At 70.0% G+C, this 19165-nt stretch carries 17 protein-coding genes and 1 tRNA gene; 8 read left to right on the forward strand and 10 right to left on the reverse strand.

What is annotated here, in order from left to right; all coding sequences use genetic code 11:
* Nucleotides 1-32 precede the first annotated feature (32 nt).
* Nucleotides 33-2105, forward strand: a complete 2073-nt coding sequence (locus ISN38_RS02100) for a GGDEF/EAL domain-containing response regulator (protein ID WP_206712039.1) — start codon at nt 33-35, stop codon at nt 2103-2105.
* 100 nt (nt 2106-2205) lie between these two features.
* Here ISN38_RS02100 and htpX read toward each other — a convergent pair whose 3' ends face one another.
* Entirely contained in the window at nt 2206-3090 is an 885-nt protein-coding gene (htpX, locus tag ISN38_RS02105; RefSeq protein WP_003472094.1) for a protease HtpX, read from the reverse strand.
* Between the two features lie 103 nt (nt 3091-3193).
* Here htpX and gluQRS point away from each other — a divergent pair, with 103 nt between their 5' ends.
* The 3 genes from gluQRS (at nt 3194) to phaR (ending at nt 5649) form a co-directional block, all read left to right on the forward strand.
* On the forward strand, nt 3194-4102 hold the full coding sequence (gene gluQRS / locus ISN38_RS02110; protein ID WP_003472097.1) for a tRNA glutamyl-Q(34) synthetase GluQRS: 909 nt from the start codon (nt 3194-3196) through the stop codon (nt 4100-4102).
* Between the two features lie 58 nt (nt 4103-4160).
* Complete coding sequence (gene phbB / locus ISN38_RS02115; RefSeq protein ID WP_003472098.1) at nt 4161-4901, forward strand: acetoacetyl-CoA reductase; 741 nt, start codon at nt 4161-4163, stop codon at nt 4899-4901.
* 214 nt (nt 4902-5115) lie between these two features.
* Nucleotides 5116-5649: a polyhydroxyalkanoate synthesis repressor PhaR gene (gene phaR, locus ISN38_RS02120; RefSeq protein WP_003472105.1), complete on the forward strand. Its 534-nt coding sequence runs from the start codon at nt 5116-5118 to the stop codon at nt 5647-5649.
* A 113-nt stretch (nt 5650-5762) separates the two neighbouring features.
* Here the strand turns inward: phaR and ISN38_RS02125 are convergent, their stop codons facing one another.
* The 6 genes from ISN38_RS02125 to ISN38_RS02150 all read right to left on the reverse strand — a co-directional run bounded on the left by ISN38_RS02125 (nt 5763) and on the right by ISN38_RS02150 (nt 13357).
* Nucleotides 5763-6728 carry a TraB/GumN family protein gene (locus ISN38_RS02125; protein ID WP_058361271.1) on the reverse strand — a complete coding sequence of 322 codons (966 nt, stop codon included), beginning with the start codon at nt 6726-6728 and terminating at the stop codon, nt 5763-5765.
* A gap of 16 nt (nt 6729-6744) precedes the next feature.
* Nucleotides 6745-7671 carry a DUF1684 domain-containing protein gene (locus tag ISN38_RS02130; protein ID WP_206712040.1) on the reverse strand — a complete coding sequence of 309 codons (927 nt, stop codon included), beginning with the start codon at nt 7669-7671 and terminating at the stop codon, nt 6745-6747.
* A complete protein-coding gene (gene mutL / locus ISN38_RS02135) occupies nt 7671-9539 on the reverse strand; it encodes a DNA mismatch repair endonuclease MutL (protein WP_003472119.1) in 1869 nt (622 codons plus the stop codon). Before mutL ends, ISN38_RS02130 begins: the two co-directional genes overlap by 1 nt.
* Before the next feature lie 159 nt (nt 9540-9698).
* Nucleotides 9699-11321: an N-acetylmuramoyl-L-alanine amidase gene (locus ISN38_RS02140; RefSeq protein ID WP_047324816.1), complete on the reverse strand. Its 1623-nt coding sequence runs from the start codon at nt 11319-11321 to the stop codon at nt 9699-9701.
* A gap of 81 nt (nt 11322-11402) precedes the next feature.
* A complete protein-coding gene (gene tsaE, locus ISN38_RS02145) occupies nt 11403-11882 on the reverse strand; it encodes a tRNA (adenosine(37)-N6)-threonylcarbamoyltransferase complex ATPase subunit type 1 TsaE (RefSeq protein WP_206712041.1) in 480 nt (159 codons plus the stop codon).
* On the reverse strand, nt 11879-13357 hold the full coding sequence (locus tag ISN38_RS02150; RefSeq protein ID WP_047324815.1) for a bifunctional ADP-dependent NAD(P)H-hydrate dehydratase/NAD(P)H-hydrate epimerase: 1479 nt from the start codon (nt 13355-13357) through the stop codon (nt 11879-11881). The genes tsaE and ISN38_RS02150 overlap by 4 nt, the downstream gene beginning before the upstream one ends.
* Nucleotides 13358-13380: 23 nt before the next feature.
* Between ISN38_RS02150 and queG the strand changes: the two genes are divergently transcribed.
* The 3 genes from queG to ISN38_RS02165 are packed head-to-tail and all read left to right on the forward strand — an operon-like array spanning nt 13381 to nt 16308.
* Entirely contained in the window at nt 13381-14508 is a 1128-nt protein-coding gene (gene queG / locus ISN38_RS02155) for a tRNA epoxyqueuosine(34) reductase QueG (RefSeq protein WP_003472129.1), read from the forward strand.
* A 28-nt stretch (nt 14509-14536) separates the two neighbouring features.
* Nucleotides 14537-15868 (forward strand): exodeoxyribonuclease VII large subunit, encoded by a 1332-nt coding sequence (xseA, locus tag ISN38_RS02160; RefSeq protein WP_047324814.1) that lies wholly within the window; start codon nt 14537-14539, stop codon nt 15866-15868.
* A gap of 44 nt (nt 15869-15912) precedes the next feature.
* Nucleotides 15913-16308, forward strand: coding sequence for an antitoxin Xre/MbcA/ParS toxin-binding domain-containing protein (locus ISN38_RS02165; protein ID WP_003466716.1), 396 nt, complete (start codon nt 15913-15915; stop codon nt 16306-16308).
* Between the two features lie 38 nt (nt 16309-16346).
* Here the strand turns inward: ISN38_RS02165 and ISN38_RS02170 are convergent, their stop codons facing one another.
* The 3 genes from ISN38_RS02170 to ISN38_RS02180 all read right to left on the reverse strand — a co-directional run bounded on the left by ISN38_RS02170 (nt 16347) and on the right by ISN38_RS02180 (nt 17901).
* A complete protein-coding gene (locus tag ISN38_RS02170; protein WP_003466714.1) occupies nt 16347-16889 on the reverse strand; it encodes a lipocalin family protein in 543 nt (180 codons plus the stop codon).
* 308 nt (nt 16890-17197) lie between these two features.
* Nucleotides 17198-17434, reverse strand: a complete 237-nt coding sequence (locus ISN38_RS02175; protein ID WP_230939630.1) for a hypothetical protein — start codon at nt 17432-17434, stop codon at nt 17198-17200.
* Between the two features lie 391 nt (nt 17435-17825).
* Nucleotides 17826-17901: transfer RNA gene (locus ISN38_RS02180), tRNA-Phe, on the reverse strand.
* 581 nt (nt 17902-18482) lie between these two features.
* Between ISN38_RS02180 and ISN38_RS02185 the strand changes: the two genes are divergently transcribed.
* On the forward strand, nt 18483-18959 hold the full coding sequence (locus ISN38_RS02185; protein ID WP_003466712.1) for an LEA/WHy family protein: 477 nt from the start codon (nt 18483-18485) through the stop codon (nt 18957-18959).
* The last annotated feature ends 206 nt before the right edge of the window (nt 18960-19165 follow it).

Consider the following 19165-nt stretch of genomic DNA (forward strand, 5'->3'; position numbering starts at 1 on the left):
TCGTGTATTAAACCCCGTCTCAGGGAGGCTTCATGCAAACAGGCAAAGACATCACCCTACGTCTGATGATCATCGACGACAGCGGTGAAAACGCCGAAGCGATCGTCAGCAGCCTGCGCAACAGCGGCATCGCGGTGCGACCGTCGCGCCCGCAGCACGCCGAGGAGCTGGGCGCGATGCTCGCCGCGCAGCCGATCGACCTGGTGCTGAGCGCGCGCTCGCAGACCATCCCCCTGCCGCAGGTGCTGCAGCGGGTAGGCGCCAGCGGCAAGGACATCCCGGTGATCCTGCTCGCCGACAGCATCGACGAGAACGAATGGGTCGAGGCGGTGGCCGGCGGCGCCCGCGCGATCGCCCTGCGCCAGCGCCCCGAGCACCTGCTGTCGGTGCTGCGCAACACCTGGGCCGACCTGCAGGCGCGCCGCGGGCTGCGCCGGATCGAGGCGCAGATGCGCGAGACCGAGCGCCGCTGCGACGCGCTGATCGCCTCCTCGCGCGATCCGATCGCCTACATCCACGAAGGCATGCACATCCGCGCCAACGACGCCTACCTGGAGATGTTCGGCTTCGCCTCGTTCGACGACGTCGAAGGCGTCTCGCTGCTGGACATGGTCGCGCCGCAGCATGTGGAGGAATTCAAGCGATTGCTGAAGTCACTGGGCAAGGGCGAACCGCCGCCGGCGCAGTACCAGGTCGATGCGCGCACCATGGAGGGCGAGAGCTTCCCGGCGACGATGGAGTTCGCCACCGCCAGCTATGAGGGCGAGGCCTGCGTGCAGGTGGTGTTCCGCCGCCGCGAGGAATTCGATCCGGAACTGGCGCGCGAGGTCGAGGACCTGCGCCAGCGCGACCAGGTCACCGGCCTGCTCAACCGCCCGACCTTCATGCTGGCGCTGGAGAACGCGGTGGCCCAGGTCGGCCGTGGCGACGGCCACTACGGCTTCCTACTGGTCGAACCCGACCACTACACGCGGCTGCTGGCCGACATCGGCCTGGACTCGGCCGACGCGCTGGTGGCAGCGCTGGCCCAGCATCTGGCCGCGGCGATCGACGGCGACGTGCAGGCCGCGCGCTTCGGCGAGCACAACTTCGCGCTGCTGCTTCAGGGCGACTACGGCCGTACCGCGGCGCAGGCCGAACACCTGCTCAACGCCTACGCGGCGCACGTGTTCAGCGTCGGCGAGCGCTCGGCCACGGTCACCGTCAGCATCGGCGGCGTGCAGATCGGCGAGAAGATCGCCACCGTCGGCCAGGTCCTGGCCCGCGCCAGCGAGAACGTGCAGGCCACGATCGAACTGGGCGGCAACGCCTGCAAGATCTTCGACCCCGGCGCGGCCGACCGGGTCGAGGAACAGCGCATCCAGCGCTGGGTCCAGCAGCTGCGCGAGGCGCTGGCCGGCGACGGCTTCCTGCTGCACTACCAGCCGGTGCTGAACCTGCAGGGCGAGCCGCACGAACTGTACGAGGCCTACCTGCGCCTGGAGCGCAACGACGAGATCATCGGCCCGACCACCTTCCTCGGCATCGCCGCCGAACATGGACTGATGGCCGAGATCGACCGCTGGGTGGTAGCGCGCGCGATCGCGGTGATCGGCGAGCGCCAGCGTGCCGGCCACGCCACCAGCCTGCTGGTCAATATCAGCCCGGATGCCTTCGCCGATCTGCAGATGGTGGAATTGATCCGGCGCGAATTGGCCGCGCACGGCGTGCCCGGCGAGCGGCTGTGGCTGCAGACGCCGGAAGCCAAGGTGTTCACCCACCTGCGCAACGCGCAGCAGTTCCTGGCCGAGGCCACCGGCCTGGGCTGCAAGGTCGGGCTGGAGCAGTTCGGTTCGGGCCTGGACTCGTTCCAGCTGCTGGCGCACTTCCAGCCCTCGTTCCTGAAACTGGACCGCGGCTTCACCCAGGAGTTGACGCAGACCCGCGAGCACCAGGACAAGATCCGCGAGATCACCGAGCGCGCGCAGTCGGCCGGGATCCGCAGCATCGCCGAGTTCGTCGTCGACGCCACCTCGATGAGCCTGCTGTTCAGCGCCGGCGTGGATTACGTGCAGGGCGAGTTCGTCGGACTGGCCGGGCCGGGGATGACGTTCGATTTTGCTTGAACGTTGCGGGACTCGGGACTCGGAAAAGCGGTTGACTGACGCCGACATGCTGCGGGTGGAAGCGGGTGATGAGCCGCTGCGTTCGGTTCGTGCGGTGGCTTTAGCTCACCGTGGCGCTGTTGTGCGACGCGCGCAGCGTGGCGATGCGCTCGGACAGCGGCGGGTGGCTCATGAACAGCTTGCGCACGCCCTTGCCCAGGCCGCCGGCGATGCCGAACGCCTGTACCTGCGACGGCAGCGTGCTCTGCCCGTGGTTGAGTTCCAGCCGCTGCAGCGCCGCGATCATCTTGTTGCGCCCGGCCAGGCTGGCGCCGCCGGCATCGGCGCGGAACTCGCGGTAGCGCGAGAACCACATCGCGATCATCGTCGCGAACAGGCCGAACACCAGTTCCAGCACCATCACGATGGCGTAGTAGGCCAGGCCGCGGCGGCCGTCGCGGTTGCCGGACAGGTAGCCGTCCACCACCCCGCCGACCACCCGCGCCAGCACGATCACGAAGGTGTTCAGCACGCCCTGCAGCAGCGCCATCGTCACCATATCGCCATTGGCGACATGGCTGATCTCATGGGCCAGCACTGCTTCCGCTTCGTCTTCGGTCATGTTCTGCAGCAGGCCGGTGGACACCGCGACCAGCGCGTTGTTGCGGTTGGCACCAGTGGCGAAGGCGTTGATCTCCGGACCATCGTAGACGGCGACCTCGGGCATGCCGATGCCGGCAGCCTGCGCCTGCCGCCGCACCGTCTCCAGCAGCCAGCGCTCGGTGTGATTGCGCGGCTCGGCGATCACCTGCGCGCCGGTGGCGCGCTTGGCCATGAACTTGGACAGCAGCAGCGACACCAGCGAGCCGCCGAAGCCGAACAGCGCGGCCATCACCAGCAGGCCGCCCATCCGGTTGGGATTGATGCCGAACACGGACATGACAATGCCGGCCAGCACCAGCACCGCCAGATTGGTGATGAGGAACAAGGCGATTCGATTGAACATGTGAGCGTGGACTCCGCACCAGGAAACATGAAGGATTGGTTCGGATCTGCGGCGCGTACAGCTTGAATTCAAGCGCATACCTGACCGACGATTCAGCTTGCCCATGTCCTCGCCTCCCTACCGCGGCCGTTTCGCGCCCTCGCCCACCGGCCCGCTGCATCTGGGCTCGCTGCTCGCCGCCTTCGGCAGCTGGCTGCTGGCGCGGCATGCTGGCGGCGAGTGGCTGCTGCGCATCGAGGACGTGGACCGGCCGCGCAGCGTGCCCGGCGCGGCCGCGCGGCAACTGGCCAGCCTGCGCGCCTGCGGGCTGGAGGCGGACGGGCCGGTCCTGCGCCAAAGCGACCGCGGCGCGGCCTACCAGGCCGCGGCGCAGCGCCTGCTGCAAACCGGCCAGGCGTTCACCTGCAGTTGCAGCCGCAGCGAACTGGCCGCGCAGGGCGGCGCGCATCACCGCTGCGTGGCGGCGCAGACCCGGCCGCAGCCAGCGCTGCGCCTGCGGGTCCCGCCAGGCAGTGCAATCGCGTTTCGCGACGGCGTGCGCGGCGACATCGCACAGGATGTGCATGCCGAGGTCGGCGACTTCGTGCTGCTGCGCGCCGACGGCTGCTGGGCCTATCAGCTGGCGGTGGTGGTGGACGATGCCGCGCAAGGCATCAGCGACGTGGTCCGCGGCGCCGACCTGCTCGACTCCACGCCGCGGCAGATCCTGCTGCAGCGCGCGCTGGGCTTGCCGACGCCGCACTACCTGCACCTGCCGCTGCTGCTCGGCCCGGACGGCCGCAAGCTGTCCAAGTCGCATGCCGCGCTGCCGCTGGACGACGCCGATCCGCTGCCCGCGCTGCGCCTGGCCTGGGCGCTGCTGGGGCAGGCCCCGGCGGCGCTGGCCGGGGCCGGCTCGGTGGCCGCGCTGCTGGCCGCGGCGCTGCGCGCATTCGAGCCGGCAAGGCTGCCGGCGCAGGATCGGACGCTGGCGGATGCGGCCGATATCCCCAGCGACGCCAAGGCTGACTAGAATCGAAGGTTGGGCCGCAGCGGCCCTCCCTTCTTTCTTCCCTATCCGGAGCGAATCCATGACATCACGCGTTGCGCTGGTCACCGGCGGTACCGGCGGCATCGGCACTGCGATCTGCGAGCGGCTGGCCGCGCTGGGCCATCGCGTGGCCAGCAACTACCGCGACGCGGCCAAGGCGCGCGCCTGGCAGCAGCGCATGCGCGAACGCGGCCACGAGATCGCTATCGTCGCCGGCGATGTCGGCTCGCCCGACCACGCACAGGCGCTGGTACAGGAGGTGGAACGGCAGCTCGGCCCGATCGAGGTGCTGATCAACAACGCCGGCATCACCCGCGACACCACCTTCCACAAGATGACCGCCGAGCAGTGGCACGAGGTGATCAACACCAATCTCAACTCGGTGTTCAACGTCACCCGTCCGGTGATCGAAGGCATGCGCAAGCAGCGCTGGGGCCGGGTCATCCAGATCAGTTCGATCAACGGCCTCAAGGGCCAGTACGGCCAGGCCAACTATGCCGCAGCCAAGGCCGGCATGCATGGTTTCACCATTTCCCTGGCGCGCGAGAACGCCGGCTACGGCATCACCGTCAACACGGTATCGCCGGGCTACGTGGCCACCGACATGGTGATGTCGGTGCCGGACGAGGTCCGCGCCAAGATCATCGCCGACATCCCCACCGGGCGCCTGGGCAGGCCGGAAGAGATCGCCTACGCGGTCGCGTTCCTGGTTGCCGAGGAGGCGGCCTGGATCACCGGTTCCAACCTGGACATCAACGGCGGCCACCACATGGGCTGGTAACGGCAGGCGACTGAACCGCTCAGGTCGATGCGCGGCGTGGCCGAGGTAACGCTATCGAAAATGCTGCAGCTGGCGCTGAGTGCTGTGCATTCATGCTGCGCGCCTGCTGCGCAGCATTTTTTTGCCGTTCGGCCCGAGTTCAGGAGCGTGTGGCGGTTGCAAGCCCTGCTGCGCTGCGCCATGCTGCGCGCCTACCGTCAAGAGCGACCGCTTCATGGCTGAGATTCGCATCATCAAGAAGTATCCCAATCGCCGCCTCTACGACACCGAGATTTCCAGCTACATCACCATCGAAGACGTCCGCCAGCTGATCATCGACGGCGAAGAATTCGAAGTCCGCGACGCCAAGACCGGCGAAGACCTCAGCCGCGCGGTATTGCTGCAGATCATCGCCGACCAGGAGCAGGACGGCGAGCCGATGCTGTCCACCCAGTTGCTCAGCCAGATCATCCGGTTCTACGGTGATTCGCTGCAGGGCTTCATGGGCAACTACCTGGAGCGCAGCATGCAGGTGTTCCTGGACCAGCAGCAGCAGTTCCGCCAGCAGATGGGCAACCTGCTCGGGCAGACCCCGTGGACCATGATGAACCAGCTGACCGAGCGCAACATGGAGTTGTGGCAGGAATTCCAGCGCAACCTGGGCACCGGCTTCGGCCGCCCCGCCGCCGGTGGCAGCAGCAAGCCGAGCGAGCCGCCGCCCGCTGCCGGCGCCGCACCGAAGTCGCGCGCGCGCCGAGCCGAGCCGTAAGCCGTAGCGCGCCTGCGCGGCGCGCGCCCTTTGTAGGAGCGGCTTCAGCCGCGACAGGCTCTACGGGTAGATTCTGTCGCGACTGAAGCCGCTCCTACAAAATTGCCGCTACCTCAGCGCGAACGCGGCGCTGGCGACGCCCGGCAGCCGGCACAGATCCGCTCGACCTTGTAGCCGCGCGCGCGCAGCGCCTCGACCACGCCGTCGGGGCCGAGCAGGTGCAAGGCACCGACCACCACAAGCGTGTCGCCCTGGCCGTCGCGCAAGCGCTGCTCCAGCCGCGGCACCCAGGCCTGGTTGCGATCGACGTTGATGCGCTGGTACAGGCGCGGATAGTCGCGCTTCATCTCCATGCCCATGTCCTGCCACAGCAGGCGCTCGTCGCCGCGGCGCCAGGCCACGTACAGGCGCTGAGTCTGCGCCGCGCCCTGCTCGGCATCGTCCAGCGCTTCGATCAGCATTTGCTTCTGCTCCACCGGCTGCATGCCGTCGAGCATCGCGATCTGCGCCTGCGCGGTCTCCAGGCCCTCGGCGGTCTTGCCAGCCTGCGCCGCCATGTCCATGAAATGCCGGTCAAGACCGGCATCGGCCTGCAGCCCCTGCGCCTTCATCTCGGCGATGCTGATGCTCAAGCCGACGAACCACGGTTCGAATCCGCCCATCTGCTCCAGCGGCAGGCCGTGGCCGGCGGCGTAGCGGCGCAGGCGCTGCCAGGTGGCCGCGTCCAGATCGTCCTGCAGGCGCTTGCCATCCTTGCGCTGCGCCGCCTGCAGCATCTGCGCGCCCAACTGCGGCGACTCCACGTCCCGCGGCGACAGCTCGAACAGCAGCCGCGACGACGCAGCGTAGGCCGCATCGACCTCATGCGCCAACGGATAGTCCTGCGGCTTGAGCAGATGGAACGAACCGAGCAGGTACAGCGCGCCGCGCGGCCCGCTGACTTTCCACAGCAGCGGCGTCGGCGGCGCGGGCGTCGCGCTGGGCATTGCCGGCGGCGGCGGCGTGCGCGCCGGCACCGGCGCGGCGGCGAACAGGGTCAGACACAACAGCAGGCTGCGCAGCAGGCGCGGGATCGGCATCATGGGGGCTCTCGGTTCAGTGTGCGGCGTAGGTCTGCTCGCCGGCCTCCACCGCCAGATCCAGCCGGTTCTCGGGCGGCGGCAGCGGACAGGTCGCGAACGGGGTGAACGCGCACGGCGGGTTGTAGGCGCGATTGAAATCCAGCACCACGCTGCCGTCGGCGCTCGGCGCCGGCACATCCAGGAAGCGCCCGGCCGGATAGCTGCCGCGGCCGCTGCTGCGGTCGGCGAACACCACGAACAGCGGCCCCCCGGGTTCGCCGATCGCTTGCAGGCGGAAGCGCCTGCCGTCGCGCTCGAACTCCAGCGCACCGGCGTTGGGCGATGCGGTGGTGACGCCGATGATGTCGACGATCGGCAGGGTCTTGCCCGGCGGGTTGGGCACGAAGCGGCCGCGGATGCGCCAGGAGTCGGCCGTCGGCCAATAGTGCAGCCCGGCGAAGCCGAGCCGGGTCGGCGCATCGGCGTGCTTGACCCGCAGCGCATAGCGCCCGCCACGCTCGATCAGGCTCAGCTTGCCCTTGCCGCCGTCGAAGTCGATCACGCTCGGCGTCGCGTCGTGGTCGCTGTACATGCGCGTGCGCCGCTGCAGCGGCGTGCCGTCCACGCTCAGCGCCGCGCCGGGTTCAGGGGTCAGGAATACCTGTCCGTCCACGCGCGACACCAGCGCCATCCGCGCCGGCCCCACCGCCAGGTGGATGCCGCTGCCGGGGCCGCTGCCGATGTAGTGCTCCTTCAGTTCCAGCCAGTGCAGGCCGACCAGGCTGGTCCAGCCGTCGGCCGCGAGCAGCGCCTGTTTGCGCTGCGCGCGCCAGCGCTGCTCATCGGCCAGGAACGCCTTGTCGGCGACCGCCGGCGCGGCCGGTGCCGGCGCATGCCTGCCGCATGCAGCCAACGCGAGCAGCGCTGCCAGTAGCGCCGCCGCCCTTCCCCGCTTGCCCATCAGCGCCCCCGTAAGAACCAACGATCGATCTCGCCCAGCGTGAAACGCGCCCAGGTCGGACGCCCATGATTGCACTGCCCGGAGCGCTCGGTGGCTTCCATGTCGCGCAGCAGCGCGTTCATTTCCGGCACGGTGAGGCGCCGGTTGGCGCGCACCGCGCCATGGCAGGCCATCGTCGACAGCAGTTCGTCGCGCGCGCCGGCGACGCGGCGGCTGTGGCCGTGTTCGCGCAGGTCGGTCAGCACGTCGCGCAGCAAGGCTTCCGGTTCGGCCTGGGCCAGCAACGCCGGGATGCTGCGCACGTGCAGCGACTGCGGGCCGCTGCGGGTGATCTCGAAACCGAGCGCGGCCAGCGTTTCCGCCTCGCGCTCGGCGGTGTCGGCGTCGCGCTCGCCCACCGCCAGGGTGATCGGCACCAGCAGCGGCTGCGCATGCAGGCCGATGCCGTCGTGCGCGTTCTTCAGCCGCTCGTAGCCGATGCGCTCGTGCGCGGCATGCATGTCCACCACGATCAGGCCTTCGGCGTTCTCGGCCAGGATGTAGATGCCGTGCAGCTGCGCGATGGCATAGCCGAGCGGCGGCACGCCGCTGTCGGCCGAGGTCGCCGGCAGGCCGCCGGCCGCATCCTGGTCCTGCAGCGGCATGCCCGCTGCAGGATCGGCGGCGCCTGCCGGCGCGGCGTACAGCGCAGCGTAGGCGGCCGGCGCCTCGTTGACGCGCAGGCCGAGCGGCGACTGCGCCGGGCGCCATTGCGCGCCATAGCCCTGGCCGCTCGAGCCACCGCTGCCGCTCGGGTTGCCGGACATCGGCAACGCGCCGCCGGCATACCCCAGCGGCGCCGCCTGCGCGGCATCGCCGGCGGTCGGCGTGCTGCCGGCGCGGGTCTGCGCCAGCGCATCCTGCAGCGTGCGATAGACGAAATCGTGGATCAGCCGCGCATCGCGGAAGCGCACCTCGTGCTTGGCCGGATGCACGTTGACATCGACCCGCGCCGGCTCCAGTTCCAGAAACAGCACATAGGCCGGCTGCCGGCCATGGAACAGCACGTCGCCATAGGCCATCTTCACCGCATGCGCCACGCTGCGGTCGCGCACCGAACGGCCGTTGACGTACAGGTACTGCTGGTCGGCACTGGCCCGCGAATAATGCGGATGGGCGATCCAGCCATGCAGGCGCAGCCCGGCGCCGCTGTGGTCCACGCGCAGCGCCTGCCGCGCGAAGTCCTCGCCCAGGGTTTCGCCCAGCCGCGCGTCCGAATACAGGTCGCCCGGCTTGTAGCGCCGCGACGGCTTGCCGTTGTGCGACACGCGCAATTCCACGTCCGGGCGCGCCAGCGCCAGCGAACGCAGCCATTCCTCGATATGGCCGAGTTCGGTGCGCTCGGCGCGCAGGAACTTGCGCCGCGCCGGCACGTTGTAGAACAGCTCGCGCACCTCCACCGTGGTGCCCGGCGCCTGCGCGCGCGGCTGCACCTGCCCGACCTTGCCGCCATCGACCTGCAGCGCGGCGCCGTGCTCGTCGCCGGGACGGCGCGAGGCCAGGGTGAAGCGGCTGACCGAGGCGATCGACGGCAGCGCTTCGCCACGGAACCCGAGCGTGCCGACCGACTCCAGGTCGTCGAGCGAGGCGATCTTGCTGGTCGCGTGCCGCGACACCGCCAGCGGCAGTTCCTCGGGCGGGATGCCGCCGCCATCGTCGCGGATCCGGATCAGGCGCACGCCGCCTTCTTCCAGGTCGATGTCCACCCGGCGCGCGCCGGCATCCAGCGCGTTCTCGACCAGCTCCTTGACCACCGAGGCCGGGCGCTCGACCACTTCGCCGGCGGCGATCTGGTTGATCAGGATCTCGGGCAATTGGCGGATGCTCATGCCGGCTCCCGCCCGCGCAGCGGCGTGCACGCGCAATGCGCGCGCCGCGCGATCGCGCGGAATTCGGAAAAGGGAGAGCAGAAACGGTTACGGGACATCGGCACGGCTCACGGCGCGGACGCCGCCATCGGGTTCAGCCGGCGATGATAGCCGAGCGCCTCAGCGGCTGCCGCCGGCCACGGTGCTGGCCGCTTCGGCCTCGGCCTGCGCGCGCGCCGCGAACAGCGTGCCTGGCGGCGGCTGGCGGGTGAAGAAGGTATTGACCCCGTCCAGCACCGCGCCGGCCAGGCGCCGCTGGTAGCCAGGATCGGTCAGCCGGCGCTCTTCGTCCGGATTGGAGATGAAAGCGGTCTCGACCAGCATCGCCGGCATGTCCGAGGTGCGCAGCACCGCGAAGTTGGCGCGCTCCAGCTCCGGCTTGTGGTTGTTGCCGATCCGCTTGAGCCCGCCCAGTACGTGGCCGGCGGCGTCTTCGGAGGACTTCATGTGGCCGCTCTGGGCCAGGTCCAGCAACACGCTGGCCAGGGTGCTGTCGGTCTTCTGCAGGCGCACGCCGCCGACCAAATCGGCCGCGTTTTCCTTGTCCGCCAGCCAGCGCGCGCGCTGCGAGGAAGCGCCCTTGGTCGACAGCACGTAGACCGAGGAACCGGTCGCGCTGCGGTTCTCGGCGGCGTCGGCGTGGATCGAGATGAAGATATCGGCCCTGGCCGCACGCGCCTTCTGCGCGCGCATCGGCAGCGGGATGAACACGTCGGTATCGCGGGTCATATAGGCCTTCATGCCCGGCGTGGCGTTGATCTGCCGCGCCAGTTCGCGACCGATGGCAAGGGTCACGTCCTTCTCGCGCTTGCCGCTCGGCCCCATCGCGCCGGGATCCTGGCCGCCATGGCCGGGATCGATGGCCACGATCAACGGCCGCATGCCCGGCTTCATCCCCACCCGCGACGGCGCGCTCGGCATCACCGGGCGCGCTTCGGCAGCGGCGGCGACCGCCGCGTCGTCGCTGCTGGCCACGTCGGGCCGATCGGGCATCGGCGCTGGCGCGACGGTGCCCTGCTGCGCCGGCACGGCGGCGCCGACCGACGCGGACGCGGATGCGGTCGGCGCCATCGAGCTAACGGCGCTGGCGGGCGCAGCGGCCGGCGCCGGCACCACGCCCGGGCGAGCCGCCGCGGTCATGGGCGCTGTGTGTACTGGTGTCGGCGGCGGCGGCGCTGCGCGTTGCAGCACCGACGACGTCAGGGCCGCGGTCGCGCGCGCCGCTTCCTGGCGCGGATCGGGCGTCGGCTTGGGTTCGACCGCCACCGCGGCGGGCGCCGCGGATGGCGTCGGCGCGGGCGTGGCCGCGCCATTGCCGGCACTGGCCAGCGGCTTGGCCGACGACGCATCGCCCGGCCACTCGATCACCAGCACCGAACTGCCGGCCACGGTCTGCATCTGCGGCTTGAATGCCACCACCGGGCTGCTCAGGTCGAACACGATGCGCAAGGTGCCCGGGACCGGATGACCGGTGCGCACCGCCGTGACCACGCCGGTGCCCGCAGGCAGCTTCAAGCCCTGCGCGGCAGAGGATTCAGGAAGATCGACGACCAGCCGGTTGGGGTTGGACAGGGTCAGCGTGGTGAAGCCGCCGCTGCCCTGCAGCCGGATCTCGGCACGGGTGCCGGTGGCGCCGTTGCCGACCGACACCGTCTGCACCTGGCCCGCAAACGCCGATTGCGCCGCCAGGCAGCAGCCTGCGGCGATAACGGAACAAGCGAAAAAATGGATCCCCAGGCGCATGGAGGCGATTCAAGCATCACCGGGACATAAACACAAGCGGTTTTCCCTTAATAATCCATAACCTGCCTGCACTTCCTAGTGTCAGCTGGCAGAAAAACCCCGCAAGTCATCGCGTTCGGCCATCCGCGACAACCAGGCCGCGCCCACCGCCGTGCCGGCCTGCAATTGCACTGCGCGCCCCGCGTCACGCAGCGCCAGCGCGACGACCAGGTCGGCCGGCGGCAGCAGATCGCCGCCGCGTTCGGGCCACTCCACCAGCCACAAGGTCGCCGCGGCCTCGTCCAGCCCCAGGAAATCCAGCTCGCCGGCAGCGCCGATGCGGTACAGGTCCATGTGCCAGGCTTCGCCATCGGCCAGCGGATAGCGCTCGACCAGGGTGTAGGTCGGGCTGCGGATCGCACCCTGCACGCCCAGCGCGCGCAGCAGCGCCCGTGCCAGGGTCGATTTGCCGGCCCCCAGATCGCCGTGCAGGTGCACCGTCGCCTGCGCCGGGCGGGTGGCGGCCAACGCCTGGCCGAGGCGCTCGGTGGCGTCGCTCTCTTCCAGGTAGAGCCGCATCATCGCCTTGTTTCCGGATTGGCCAGGTGGCGCAGCGCGGGCAGCAGATCGGAGGGCAGCAGGCCGCGCTGGCCTTCGGCGGCGGCGCGATCGCCTGCCGCCGCATGTAGCAGCGCGCCGACACTGGCCGCCTCGAAGGCGGCCAGGCCTTGCGCGCGCAACGCCGCGATCACCCCGGTCAGCAGATCGCCCATGCCGCCGACCGCCATGCCCGGATTGCCGGCGGCGATGACCCGCGGCACCTGTCCCGGCGCGGCGACGATGCTGCCGGCGCCTTTCAATACCACCACTGCCTGGTAGCGCTTGGCCAGTGTGGCGGCGGCGGCGAAGCGGTCGCGCTGCACCTCGGCGGCGGCAATGCCGAGCAGGCGCCCGGCTTCGCCCGGATGCGGGGTCAGCACCGCGTTCGGCAACACGCGCGGCGCCTGTGCCAGCAGGTTCAGCGCATCGGCGTCGATCACCACCGGCAATTCGGCCGCCAACGCCAGCCGCCATAGTTCCTGCGCCCATCCGTCCTGGCCCAGTCCGGGTCCCAGCGCGAGCACGCTCGCCTTGCGCAACAGCGGCGCCAGCGCGGCGCCGTCCTCGACCGCGTGCGTCATCGCCTCCGGACATCGCGCTAGCAGCGGCGCGACATGCGCGGCGCGGGTCGCCACGCTAACCAGCCCGGCACCGCTACGCAATGCCGCTTCGGCAGTGAGCATGACCGCACCGCCGCTGCCGAGGTTGCCACCGATGCACAGCACATGCCCGGAATCCCCCTTGTGGCTGTCGCGCCGGCGTGGCGCCAGGCGCGCGGCCAGCGCCGCGCTGGTCCAGGCCTGCGCCTGCACCACGCAGCCATCGAACGCAGCGGCCGGCACCTCCAGCGTCGCCAGCGCAGTAGCGCCGACCTTGTTCAGCGCCGCTCCGGTGTGCAAGCCGGCGTGGGCGACGATGAATTGCACAGTCAGCGTCGCCGGCAATACCGCACCGGGCACGCTGCCGTGTTCGGCATCCACGCCGCTGGGCACGTCCAGCGCCAGCACCGGCGCGCCGAGTCCGGCAAGCGCGCCGAGCAAGGCGGCCAGTTCGGCGTCCGGCGCGCGGTTGAGACCGATGCCGAGCAGCGCATCGACGACCACGTCGGCCCCCGCCAGCGCCGCATCGAACACCTCGATGCGGCCGCCGACACCGATGTAGTCGGTGCAGGCGCGCTGCGCCAACGCCGATTGCGGGCCGGACAACTGCAGCACGCGCACGCGGCGCCCGGCGCAGTGCGCGAGCCGTGCCAACACATAGCCGTCGCCGCCGTTGTTGCCGCTGCCGCAGGCCACCAGGATGCGCTGCGCCTGCGGCCAATGCTGCAGCAGCGTCTGCCAGGCGGCTTGGCCGGCGCGCTGCATCAGGGGGTAGCCATCGCCGCCGAGCAAGGCCGTGGCCTGCGCATCGATGCGCCGCGCGGCGGCGGTGTCGTAGAGATCGAACGAGTTGGACATGCGCGAGATTCTATACTTGCGCCATGTCCAGCAACGTCGCCCCCGCCGATCCCCGCACCGCTGCTGCGCGCATCCGTGCGCTGGCGCGCGAGTTCGGCTTCCAGCGCTGCGGCATCGCCGGCATCGAACTGCAACAGGACGAAGCGCATCTGCGCGACTGGCTGGCGCAAGGCCTGTACGGCACGATGCAGTGGATGGCGCAGCACGGCGACAAGCGCGCGCGTCCGGCCGAATTGATTCCAGGCACGCTGCGGGTGATCTCGGTCGGCCTGGACTACGGGCGCAACGACGACGATTCGGCCTGGGAGACATTGCGCGACGGCGAACGCGCCTACGTCGCCCGCTACGCGCTGGGCCGCGACTACCACAAGCTGATGCGCAACCGCCTGCAGAAGCTGGCCGAGCGCATCCAGGCCGAGATCGGCCCGTTCGGCCATCGCGTGTTCGTGGATTCGGCACCGGTGCTGGAGCGCGCCCTGGCGCGCGACGCCGGCCTGGGCTGGATCGGCAAGCACACCTGCCTGATCGACCGCAACGGCGGCTCCTGGTTCTTCCTCGGCGAAATCTACGTCGATCTGCCGCTGCCGATCGATCCGCCGGCCAGCGCGCACTGCGGTACCTGCACGCGTTGCATCGAGGTGTGCCCGACCCAGGCGATCGTCGCCCCGTACCGGCTGGACGCGCGTCGCTGCATCGCCTACCTCACCATCGAGCACGAGGGCGCGATTCCCGAGGAACTGCGCCCGGCGATCGGCAACCGCATCTTCGGCTGCGACGACTGCCAGTTGGTATGCCCCTGGAACAAGTTCGCCAAGCGCAGCGACGAACCCGACTTCCGCGCCCGCAACGCGCTCGACCGGGCCACGCTGGCGCAGCTGTTCGCCTGGGACGAGGACGAGTTCCTGCGCCGCACCGAAGGCAGCGCGATCCGCCGCAGCGGCCACGAGCGTTGGCTGCGCAACCTGGCGGTGGCACTGGGCAATGCGCCGACCACGCCGCAGGTACTGGCCGCGCTCGACGCGCGCGCGCAACATGGCTCGCCGCTGGTGCGCGAGCACGTGCAGTGGGCGCTGGCGCAGCATGCGGACCAAGCGTCCGTGAGCGAGGCCGCATTGCCGCGACCGGCCGCTCACGGCGACGTGCGAGGATAGGCGACCCGCACGCCCACGCACCGCCCGCATGCCCGATCGCGACGACCAGATCCTCAGCCCCAGCCAGCTCAACACGCTGGCGCGCGACCTGCTGGAAAGCGCGTTCCCGCTGGCCTGGGTGGAAGGCGAGCTGGGCAACGTCACCCGGCCCTCGTCCGGCCATCTGTACTTCACTTTGAAGGATGCGCGCGCGCAGGTGCGCTGTGCGCTGTTCAAGCCGAAAAGCCAATGGCTGAAGTTCGTTCCGCGCGAAGGCCTGCGCGTGCTCGCGCGCGGCCGGCTGACCCTGTACGAAGCGCGGGGCGACTACCAACTGGTGCTGGATCACCTGGAGGAAGCCGGCGAAGGCGCGCTGCGCCGCGCGTTCGAGGAACTCAAGGCCAGGCTCGCCGCCGAGGGCCTGTTCGCCAGCGAGCGCAAGCGCGCCCTGCCCGCATTCGTGCGCCGCCTGGCGGTGATCACCTCGCCCAGCGGCGCGGCGGTGCGCGACGTGCTGAGCGTGCTCGGCCGGCGCCTGCCGCTGCTGCAGGTGGATATCCTGCCAAGCCTGGTCCAGGGCGACAGCGCCGCCGCGCAACTCACCTCGCTGCTGCAGCGCGCCGATGCCAGCGGCCGTTACGACGCGATCCTGCTGACCCGCGGCGGCGGCTCGCTGGAAGATCTGTGGGCGTTCAACGACGAACGCCTGGCGCGGGCGATCGCCGCCGCGGCTACGCCGGTGGTGTCGGCGGTCGGCCACGAGACCGACGTGACCCTGGCCGACTTCGCCGCCGATCTGCGCGCGCCGACGCCGTCGGTCGCCGCGGAACTGCTCGCCCCCGACCAGCGCGACCTCGCCGCGCGCCTGCGCGGCCAGCACGCGCGGCTGCTGCAGTGGCAGCAGCACCGCCTGCGCCAGGCGATGCAGCGCGCCGACCGCGCCTTGCTGCGGCTGCAGGCGCAGAGCCCGCAGGCGCAACTGCAATTGCTGAAGCGCCGCCAGCAGGATGCGGCGCGGCGGCTGCTGGCGTTGTGGCGGCAGCAGCACGAACGCCGCGGCGCACGCCTGCGCCATGCCGCCGCAGTGCTGCGCGCGGCACAGCCGCAACGGCGCCTGGCCGCACTGCGCGAGCGCCTGCTCGCGCTCGGCAGGCGCCCGCAGGCGGCGATGGCGCGGCAACTGCAGGCCGACACGCAGCGCCTGCGCGCACTGGCCCGCGCGCTGGAAACGGTCAGCCCGCTGGCCACGGTGACCCGCGGCTACGCGATCCTGACCCGGGTCGACGACGGCACGCTGGTGCGCTCGACCGCGCAGCTCGCGCCCGGCGACCGCCTGCGCGCGCGGGTTGCCGATGGCGAGGTGACGCTGCGTACAGAATGAATGCGGTACACCTACACGCCATCACGCATGGTCACCGCATCCGCATGTCGCCGCCCACCTCCAACGAACAACGTATCAAGGCGGTGCTGCAGGGCATGCGCCGTGCCGAGCGCGCCAGGGCCGGCCAACTGGCGCGCTCGACCAACCTGCTGTCCCTGATCGACGGCGCCACCTACGGCTCCACCGCAGACGCGCAGCGCGTGATCGACTGGCTGGCGCGCGATGCGGACACGCTGGCGCAGTTGCGCAAGGAGCACCTGCTCGATGTCGGCGAGCTGATCTGCCTGGTCTGGAACGGCTGCGGCGGCGACAGTGCCGCGCTGTCGCAGTGGCTCAACAGCAGCCACGCGCAGCTCGGCGGGCATACGCCGCGCCAACTGCTGATGGACGGCGCCAGCGCGCGACTGCTCGATGCGGCCCGCGTCTGCTTCGCCAGTTAGCGGCCCCGCGCCGCGCATGCACGCAGACGGCAGGCGGTTCAGTCCAGCGGCGCAACCACCAACAACCGATCCAGGTCGTAGCCCATCGCCGTTGCCGTGGCCTTGATCTGCTCGAACAGCGCGCGCGGCATCCGCGGCGAACGCGACAGCACCCACAGATACTTGCGGTCCGGCTCGCCGATCAGCACCCACTGATACTCCGGATCCAGCGCGATCACCCAGTAGTCGGCCCACACCAGCGGCACCCAGGCCAGCCAATCCGGCGCGAACCGCACCTGAAGCCGCCCGGGATGGCCCGCCACCCGCCGCGCTACGCCCTCGGCGGCAAGCAGGTCGCCCTTGCCGGTGCGGCAGACATTGCGCACGCCGATCAGCCCGTCCTCGCGCAGCACATAGGCGGCGGTGATGTCGGCGACGCACTTCTTCTGGAACGACACCGGCAGGTGCGCGATTTCGTGCCATTGCCCGGCGTAGCGGCCAAGATCGAACTCGGCGACGGAGCGCACCGGCTGCGTAGCCCGCGCCGGCAGCGCCAGGCACAGCAGGCAGGCCAGCAGCACCGCGATCGATGGATGACGCATGCGAACGGCCCTGCAAAAATTTAGAGAAGACCAGACTTATGCAGCAGCGGCGCGGCGATGTAAAGCGCAGCCTTCGCGCAGGCCTGCGGACAACGGCCGCTGCGGCGGCACGCCATGTCGCACGCGACGGCCAGGCCGTTACGACAGGCCAACACTACGCAAGCAAGGTGCGGATGGCCCATGCCGGGCAAAGCGCGGCGGCAATGCATGCAACGCGGCGCACCCGGCCGCGAGCGCAACAGGCCTCGCCCGGTGCGGCGGCAATCGCCGAAAATGAGCAACCCGCCAGCGTGCCAGGCCGACGCTTGCTAGTTGGACACGTGGGCCACGGCAAGATCCTTGCCCTGGTTGCCGTTGCTGCATTCCACCGGCTCGCGCAGGATGACCTGTTGGGCGACACCGTCGCGCTGCTCTAGGTACACGTTGACCATCACGCACTCGGAGCCGACCTGCTCGATATACGGCGCGCCTGGATTGAGACCGCCCTGATAGGGAGTAGCATCCGGCCTGCTCGCCGTCGGCGCGGCGCTAGCGCCAGCGGCCACAGCCAATGAAAAGGCCAACACACACCCCCGCGTGAAGTTCCTGTGCATTAGCTCACTCCCAGATTAACCATGTGCTAATGATTACGACATCCGCGCCGCATAGTTGAGCGCTACATCCCGACAAAGCCCAAATTCATGCTCTTGTCTACGAACGTGCACACGACCACGGCCGCCAGCGATAGCATGAACAGACCAGCCTGGATGCGGAAATCGGCACACAATGCGGTATCGGCGATGGCCCGTCACAGTTCCGGCATTCCGTTGACGCATGGCGCGCCGGGTGCGACCTGCGTGGCAGCACTGCGGTCATCGCACCACGACGGATCGGTGCAAATTCGGTGCAAGCCAAAAAAGACAAAGGCTCTGCATCGCTGTAGAGCCTTGATAAATATGGTGGCCGAGGACGGAATCGAACCGCCGACACGGGGATTTTCAATCCCCTGCTCTACCAACTGAGCTACTCGGCCACTGCGCAACGCGGCAGTACCGGTGCGGGGACGCGCATCATAGCGATGCGCTCGGGATTGGGCAAGTGTGGCATTGCGGATTCCCCCTACCGGCCGGCATGGCTAGCAGCGACTGCGCCAAGCGGCGGCGCCGCGCATGCTGATGGCGTCCTCGGCGGCCTGGGTCCACGCACGGACACGGATGCCGCTGGCGATGGTCATGGGCCAGGCCGCCGCGGGCCCGGCGACGCAACCAGCGCAGCAGCGTCGTGGCTGCTGCGCCGATGACGTTGTCGGCACAGGCGTCCGATCCGGACACCTGGCCAGCGCCAGCATCGGCGTGTCCCGCGTGCCAGTCGCGTCTCACAGATCCCGGACACCACCGACCCACGGGAAGGCAAGGGGAATGGGGCACGGAGGCCGGGCCGGACACAGCTGCGGCAACGGGTCGCCAGCGACCCGATGCCGCGGCCTGGCTGGACCCGCGCAAACCGCAGCTGCACGGCAGCGCGGGCGCGGATGTCCAGCTGGGCGCCGGCCCCACGCTGGGTACGCTGGCGCCGTAGTATTCTTCGCCGGTCTTCACGTCCTGGAATCCGGTCATGCGTCAGCGGCTTCGCTTCGGCTTGCTCGTGTTGTGCGCTGCACTGCTGGCCGCCTGCGGCGACGGCATGGTGCGCCGCGTGTCCGACCCCGCGGCCAGCCTGCAACAGCTCACCGTCAACATGGACGGCAGCTGGAAAGTGGAACTGCGTCTGCAGAACTACAGCAGCATCACGATGCGCTACGACCGCGTGCGCCTGGACCTGGGCGTGGGCGGCGAAGCCGCCGGGACCCTGCAGCTCGCGCCCGCGATCTCGATCGGACCTGAAACCGCGGACGTGGTCAGCGCCGCGCTGCGCCCGAGTTCGGCTGCCCGCCTCGCCGTCGCCGATGCGCTGGCCGGCCGCCGCAGCCTCGACTACACGCTCAAGGGCAGCATCGACGCCACGCCGGAACAGAAGAAGCAGCGCAAGTTCGAAATCGATACGCGCAATATGCTCAACCCCGCGCCCGGGCTGGACGGCGTCCTGCGCTAGCCTCATCCCACCGCGCCAACGCGGCGCGGTGCTGCCCTCGCTTCGTGCGCCCGCTGTGACCTAGATATGTAATAGATGTCCAACCAGCCATGAGCCGCTTCGCTGCCACCGAGCAACGCCTGGACGTCACCGGCCAGAAGCATCCGGGTTTCCCTCATGCCCGACGTGTTCGTGCACCTCAGCGCCTACACGCAGCACCTGCAGCG

This window comes from Xanthomonas translucens pv. undulosa, assembly GCF_017301775.1.
Classification (GTDB): domain Bacteria; phylum Pseudomonadota; class Gammaproteobacteria; order Xanthomonadales; family Xanthomonadaceae; genus Xanthomonas_A; species Xanthomonas_A translucens.